Source organism: Bacillus sp. 05T22, assembly GCF_056396765.1.
Genome location: NZ_JBFTMC010000166.1, coordinates 1 through 6,807, shown reverse-complemented (window position 1 = coordinate 6,807; position 6,807 = coordinate 1). Strand labels below are relative to the sequence as shown.

The 6,807-nt window shown below is 34.6% G+C and carries 5 protein-coding genes and 4 pseudogenes; 3 read left to right on the top strand and 6 right to left on the bottom strand.

The window, feature by feature from the left end; genetic code table 11:
- A pseudogene (locus AC1DIT_RS26565) lies at window positions 1–173 on the top strand (IS5/IS1182 family transposase); the annotation flags it as partial.
- Window positions 174–1,050: 877 nt separating this feature from the next.
- Here the strand turns inward: AC1DIT_RS26565 and AC1DIT_RS26560 are convergent.
- A pseudogene (locus AC1DIT_RS26560) lies at window positions 1,051–1,173 on the bottom strand (DDE-type integrase/transposase/recombinase); the annotation flags it as partial.
- Between the two features lie 43 nt (window positions 1,174–1,216).
- Window positions 1,217–1,480, bottom strand: a complete 264-nt coding sequence (locus tag AC1DIT_RS26555; protein WP_016113355.1) for a hypothetical protein — start codon at window positions 1,478–1,480, stop codon at window positions 1,217–1,219.
- 581 nt (window positions 1,481–2,061) lie between these two features.
- On the opposite strand from AC1DIT_RS26555, the gene AC1DIT_RS26550 reads away from it, so the two are divergent.
- On the top strand, window positions 2,062–2,328 hold the full coding sequence (locus AC1DIT_RS26550) for a hypothetical protein (RefSeq protein WP_016113354.1): 267 nt from the start codon (window positions 2,062–2,064) through the stop codon (window positions 2,326–2,328).
- A 207-nt stretch (window positions 2,329–2,535) separates the two neighbouring features.
- Window positions 2,536–2,635: pseudogene (locus tag AC1DIT_RS26545) on the top strand (IS3 family transposase); the annotation flags it as partial.
- Between the two features lie 110 nt (window positions 2,636–2,745).
- Here the strand turns inward: AC1DIT_RS26545 and AC1DIT_RS26540 are convergent.
- From AC1DIT_RS26540 to AC1DIT_RS26525, 4 genes and pseudogenes are all read right to left on the bottom strand, one after another.
- Window positions 2,746–3,945, bottom strand: coding sequence for an ABC transporter permease (locus tag AC1DIT_RS26540; RefSeq protein WP_016131659.1), 1,200 nt, complete (start codon window positions 3,943–3,945; stop codon window positions 2,746–2,748).
- The gene (locus AC1DIT_RS26535) at window positions 3,942–4,622 is read right to left on the bottom strand and encodes an ABC transporter ATP-binding protein (RefSeq protein ID WP_016113352.1); all 681 of its coding nucleotides are present in this window, start codon (window positions 4,620–4,622) and stop codon (window positions 3,942–3,944) included. Before AC1DIT_RS26535 ends, AC1DIT_RS26540 begins: the two co-directional genes overlap by 4 nt.
- Complete coding sequence (locus AC1DIT_RS26530) at window positions 4,619–5,812, bottom strand: efflux RND transporter periplasmic adaptor subunit (protein ID WP_016113351.1); 1,194 nt, start codon at window positions 5,810–5,812, stop codon at window positions 4,619–4,621. Before AC1DIT_RS26530 ends, AC1DIT_RS26535 begins: the two co-directional genes overlap by 4 nt.
- Before the next feature lie 120 nt (window positions 5,813–5,932).
- Window positions 5,933–6,331 (bottom strand): annotated as a pseudogene (locus tag AC1DIT_RS26525) (IS6 family transposase); the annotation flags it as partial.
- Window positions 6,332–6,807 lie beyond the last annotated feature (476 nt).

Genomic DNA, 6,807 nt, shown 5'->3' with positions numbered 1-6,807 from the left:
GTGATACCCCAATCAAAAAAACACGTGTAAGTACAACGGATCCTGATAGTGGCTTTTTAATGAGAGATGGAAAACCAAATGGTTTTCATTTCTTAGACCATAGAACAACTGACGCAAAATATAATATTATTACAGACACTTTTATTACGGCTGGAAATGTAGCGGATGCCAAAGAACTACATGGCTATCGATACGCGCTCGTTTTCAAGGGCTGAAGTCTGTCCAAATGCAGGCTTAACTCACCGCAACCTGCCAAAATATGAAAAAAATAGCCCTTCACCTGCCAAAAAAGGGTCAGGTGAAGGGCTATTTTTCTTATTTCTATCATTTTTTAGTGTTTTTCACTCATTGGAAATTCAATTTTTACCTACTGAAACTTTCATGTTCATTAGCTTTTCCGCACATCGAAAAATGCTGGAGAATTTCCCTTTTCCATTATAGCAATAAAACCAGCTTATATCATATGAAATATTGCATACGGGAATATATTGATATAATGTTATGCGCTCACTATAATAAGAGTATAAAGATTTACAACATCTTAATACTCAAAAAAAAAGGAGGAAATAATATGGCAATCGCAATGGCAGTTTTAAAATTTCTAGGTGGAATCATCCCATTCGTACAAGAACTTTTAAAAGCAGTAATGTAAGTTCATTATCTTACTATACAAAATAAGAGGAGGAAATAACATGGCAATCGCAATGGCAGTTTTAAAATTTTTAGGTGGAATCATCCCATTCGTACAAGAACTTTTAAAAGCAGTAATGTAAATTCATTATTCCGAAATTGCAATTATATGTAAAAAAATATCATACAAATGATCTGTATATCAAGAATGAATTGATGTGCAGATCATTTGTGTGAGCAAACTTTTAACAAGAAAAAGAATCCCAGAGAAATCATAAGGGATTCTTTTTCTTTATGTAGGGGTTCAGGCGGATACGTGTAAAATTAGGTCATAGAAATACATTTTTTACTAATAGTTATTTGTCGAGGATATTTGTAACATAAACGTTCATATTCTAACCGTTGAACTAGCGTAATCAACCCATAAGTTTGAACCAGTCTTTTCATAAAAGCATATGTCGCTTGTGTATCTCTCTTTTTACGCAGTTGAATATCAAACGTTTGTCCCTCTTTGTCAATGGCGCGATATAAATAGCACCACTTTTCGCTTCCTCAATTGAGTAATAAAAAATGATTCAATGTGTTTTCATATTATATAATTTTTAAGTTCTTCCCAAGCTGCATGTACAATGAATTCCACTTCTTCTTCTGAAGAATAGGTTCCAATGTTTAGATACGTTATTTTATCTAAATAACAAGACAATCTCTCTTTTCTAAATGCATCCTTCATATCATTTTTTATAACTAAATGTAAATTCCACTGTTCATTCCCAGCGTTTTCAATGAGATAATCTGAAGGATGAATCTCTTTATCTTCGAAACCTGATTGATTCGCTTCCATCAATTTCATATCTATTTTCTCCTTCAAATGCATTTATTTTTATCGTTGCAGTTCCATTTCTTTATATACAATAACAACATTACTCATTAAATATAATATTGTTATACATTCGTTACTATCTAAATACATGACAAAAAGCTTACAAATGTGTAAGGAAACGAAGCGTTTATGCCGCGAAATGTTGGTGCTACCCCATGCCCATCAAGCTAATATTCTGAAGTGTCCCCAAAACGAAAATTTTATTATTTTACAGTTATTTATGAGAATTCAACTCATTTTCTTCGTTCTGGGGAACTACCAATTTCTTAAGTTGATAGTAGCTATGCAATATTTATACGGGAAATAAGAACAATTCTGAGAAAACATACGTAATAAAACAAGAATGTATATATTCTTGCATAAATCTTTTAAAAGAGAAATAGGTCTAATCCTTGATGAATATAGAGCTAGTCTCTGTGTTTACTGCGTATAATGATGCGTTATGTTAACTTCACATGTATAGAATATACAAAAGAAAAAGTGAAGAAATGTAGAATACCTCACTATTTATAATGGTGAAATTTGTTACATATGGAGAGGAGAGAGATTTTATGATGATCTGGATACCAATAGTTACAGGAATTATAATTGGTTTGGCGATTTTAGGAATCACCTTTTTACTTAAAAAGATGTTTAAATCAAAAGTGATTTTATTTTTACCTGCAATTTTATCCATGTTAGGTTCAACCTATTCGATATATTATGGTTTAGTAGTAATTAGGGGGCTTGAAGGCGTAGCATATTTATTTATAGTTTTTCCAGTTTATTTATGTGCGATAGGTGCAATTGTTTATGCTACCAAAAACAAAAACACCTAATTCAAGAATTACTTCCGATAACACTGATTATGTGAATGGAAAGTCCCTTCAGTACTTGAAGGGACTTTTAAAGGTTTTGTGATACTTTATGTTAGCAAAAAGTGCTTTCATGTGCAGAAAACACCTTTTCAGTCTACAACTATTATTTAACAGTCTAATACTTTTTTCTATAGTCTAAAACATTTTTTAATGAGACAGAAAGAACTAGCAAAATATATAAATTACTACAACAACAAACGAATTAAAGCAAAACTAAAAGGCATGAGCCCTCGTACAATACCGAACTCATGCCCCAAAATCCGCTTAATGAAATAACATGTCTAACTTTGTGGGGTCACTTCAAAGGAACGAGGGATTTTTTTCTGTTTTATCTTTTTATCAGAACCACATTAAATAAAGAGCTTTCTACTAATAAACTTATTCATAACGAAGGGCTTCAATTGGATCTAATTTTGCTGCTTTGTTCGCTGGAATCAACCCGAAAATAATACCAAGTGTCATAGAGAATAACACACCACCAACGACTACTTGCCATGAAACAAGTGGTGGCCATTTTGCAAATGTTGACACAATATATGCACCGCCATACCCAAGGCCAATTCCAATTAGTCCTCCAAGAAGCGTTAACATAACAGCTTCAATTAAGAACTGTAGTAAGATTTTACTACGCGTTGCTCCAAGTGCTTTACGTACCCCAATCTCACGAGTACGCTCTGTTACAGATACAAGCATAATGTTCATAACACCGATACCACCAACGACTAGTGAGATACCAGCAATACCACCGATAATCATCGTCATGATATTTGTCATTTTAGAAATACCCTCTTGAATTTCTTTTAAGTTTAGTACCTCATATTTACCTGTAAACTCACTTGGCTTACGACTATTTAATACATCAGCTGCTTTCTTTCCAGCAGCATCTAAATTATCGACTTTTTTCGCTTGAACAGAAATACTTTGAATTTCATCTGTTCCATACAACGTTGGCCATAACGTTAATGAAATTAACGCCTCGGAATCTCCCATTCCCATAAATCCACCTGTCGCTTCATATACACCAATGATTTGCATTGGCTGGCCTTTCATTTCGATGATTTTTCCAATGGGATTCTCTTTTTCAAATATCTTTTTTTCTAAACCAGTGCTAATCATGACAACATTATTTCCTTGTTCAATATCTGTATCATTTAAAGAACGACCTTTTTTTACCTTAACTTTATTTACAGCAAAGTATTCATCGTCTAGCCCTTTTATATTTACCATTTCTTTTTTATCATTAACATCAAGTGTTTCCATATTTGAATTTGTCTTAATTACATGTGCAATCTCTGGAATCTTCTTAATTTCAAAAATATCTTCTTCCGTCAATTTCGGTTGTCCTATTGATTCCATACCGGATGGATCATTCATGTCGGCCTTATAATGAATAGAAATCACACCATTTCCAGAACCAACAAATTGTGATTTTAATGCAGCTTCCCCGCCCTGCCCAATCGCAACAACGGTAATAATAGAACCTACACCGATAATAATCCCAAGCATTGTAAGGGCTGAGCGCAGCTTATGAGCTAGAATAGAAGATAGGGCAATTTTGATACTATCTAGTAAACTCATACCGCACACCTTCTGTCTTCTGTAATTTTCCCATCTCTTAACACAATACGGCGTGAAGAATATGCAGCAACTTCCTCTTCATGCGTAACCATAACAATCGTCGTACCTTCTGCATTTAACTTTGTAAAAATATCCATAACTTGTTCCCCTGACTTCGTATCAAGAGCACCAGTTGGCTCATCGGCCATAATAAACGTTGGATCATTCGCAATGGAACGTGCGATAGCAACACGCTGCTTTTGCCCACCTGAAAGTTCGCTTGGCAAGTGATGCACGCGGTCGGATAATCCGACTTTCCCAAGTGCTTCAAGAGCTCTCTCGCGGCGCTCTGCTTTCTTTACACCACCATATATAAGTGGAAGTTCTACATTTTCTACTGCTGAAAGACGTGGCAATAAGTTGAAATGCTGGAATACAAAGCCGATATATTCATTACGAATGAGTGCAAGTTTTGACTCGTCTGCTGTTAAGATATTCACAGCGTTCAATATGTATTCACCCTCTGTTGGACGATCTAAGCAACCGATAATATTCATAAGTGTTGATTTTCCTGAACCAGAAGGCCCCATAATCGACACAAATTCACCACTTTGAATTGTCAAGCTAATGCCATGTAAAATCGGTACCGCAAGCTGCCCTTGATAATATGTTTTATGAATGTTATTTAACGTAATCATTTTTCTTTCACTTCCATTCCGTCATACACGTTGTCGGAAGGATTTTTAACCACCTTTTGCCCCACTGTTACGCCTTCAAGAACTTCTATCCAGTCTCCATCAGTAGAACCTTTTTTCACATTTTGTTTACGAAGCTTTCCTTTTTCTTCTACATAAACAAATGCATCTTCGCCTTTTTCTACAATGCTCTTGCTAGGAACAGCAATCATATTCTTGTTTTCTAAACTGACTTGTAAGGATACATGATAGCCTGGAGACAATCCTTCTTGTCCATCTAAACTAGCTTTATATGTATACTGAGACATATTTTGTGTTACTTCACCGCCTGCGCCAGCTGCTGCCATTTCTGCACTCGTTGGGAACTCACTTACTTCTATGATCTTCCCTGTCCACTTCTTCTTACTATTCGTTTTTGTAGTTACAGTGAATGTTTGATCTTTTTGAATTTTTGATTTTTGAATTTCTGTTAATGTCCCTTGAATTTGGAATGGATCTTTAGAAGCAATTTGTAAGAATGCTTTTCCTTGTCCGCCCATTGCTTGCGCTGAGCTTTGTGCTGCATCTTTATCTAGCTTTTGTACAACACCCGAAAAATTACTATAAATAGTAAGTTCATTTTGTTTTTTCTTTAACTGCTCTGTTTGTAATTGACCTTTTTCTTTCTCTAGGCCAGTTGTTTTTTGCTGCATCTCTAATTCACTTACTTGTTCTTCTAAAGGGTCTGTTACTTCTTTGCCAGCACCGCTATCTTTTGCTTTCTTAATCTCTTTATTTAGTGACTCTATTTTCTTTTCCCCTTGATCATAGCGCATACTTGCCATTTTTTGATCAAGCTCAGCCTGCTTCAATTGTAGATTAATTTCTTCATTATCATAGGAGAATAATTTCGTTCCTTTTTCTACTTCTTGCCCTTCTTTCACCACAATATCCTTTACTTTTCCTTTTGTCGGTTCTGCATAGAAGCTCTCAATATTCCCAGGCTTTACTTGTCCCGAAATCAATTTTGTATTATTAAGTTTACGTTCTGTTACTTTTTCGAAGCTAACAGCATCTGCCTTTGCCTCACCTTTTTTCTTACCTTGCATCACAAAAATATTGATGGCTGCAATGACAATAATTAATGCAATAACCCCAATGATAATCCATTTCTTCTTCTTTTTCTTTGGAGTACGAACGATATTTGGTAACATAATTTATCTCCTTTTTTATTAGTCTATATTTTTATCGTAAATTATTAATATAACATGAAGTAAATATAAGCACATTATGTAATATTGCATAATATGGGTTCTGGTGCAAAATTGTTAGTTAGAAACATACRAAAAAGCCAAGGCTTTCTTGAAAAAGCGCTTGGCTGCTTGTGTATCTCTTGATTTACTTAGGTAAAAATCAATGGTATTTCCTTCTGAATCGACTGCACGATATAAGTACATCCATTGATCTTTTACTTTCATATAGGTTTCATCGACTCTCCACGAGTCATTTGTTGATTTAAGATGATGTCGTACTTTCTCTTCTAATTGAGGTCCATATTGATGAACCCAGCGCATAATCGTTGTGTGAGTAATTGATAATCCTCTTTCCTCCATCATTTCCACCAGGTTACGGAAGCTCAAATTGTACCGTAGATACCACCTTACTGTTAATAAGATTATTTCAGGCTGATAATGCTTCCATTTAAACAAATTTTCCTTTTCCCTACTGATCACGCACCTTTTTTAGAGTCATACTATCAGTATGTCCAAGATTAGGAGATTACTTGCAAGAGTCTTGGGATTTTTGTACCCGAACCCTTTTTCTTGTTTAAAGTTTGCTCACACAAATGATCTGCACATCAATTCATTCTTGATATGCAGATCATTTGTATGATAATTTTTAAAAATAAGTGCGGATAATTATATTACATAAATGCTTTTAGAAGTGTTGCTACTAATGGAATTACTCCACCTAAGAATGATAAAACTGCCATTGCGATTGCCATATTATTTCCTCCTCTTATTTTGYATAGTAAGATAACGAACTTACATTACTGCTTTTAAAAGTTCTGCTACGAAYGGGATGATTCCACCTACAAATTTTAAAACTGCCATTGCGATTGCCATATTATTTCCTCCTCTTTTTTGTATAGTAAGATAATGAACTTACATTACTGCTTTTAAAAGTTCTGCTACGAATGGGATGATTC

What these genes read in the sequence shown, in the direction of transcription:
- AC1DIT_RS26555 (WP_016113355.1), bottom strand. Translation starts at nt 1,480, where the DNA reads ATGAAATTGATGGAAGCGAATCAATCAGGTTTCGAAGATAAAGAGATT.
- AC1DIT_RS26550 (WP_016113354.1), top strand. Translation starts at nt 2,062, where the DNA reads ATGATGATCTGGATACCAATAGTTACAGGAATTATAATTGGTTTGGCG.
- AC1DIT_RS26540 (WP_016131659.1), bottom strand. Translation starts at nt 3,945, where the DNA reads ATGAGTTTACTAGATAGTATCAAAATTGCCCTATCTTCTATTCTAGCT.
- AC1DIT_RS26535 (WP_016113352.1), bottom strand. Translation starts at nt 4,622, where the DNA reads ATGATTACGTTAAATAACATTCATAAAACATATTATCAAGGGCAGCTT.
- AC1DIT_RS26530 (WP_016113351.1), bottom strand. Translation starts at nt 5,812, where the DNA reads ATGTTACCAAATATCGTTCGTACTCCAAAGAAAAAGAAGAAGAAATGG.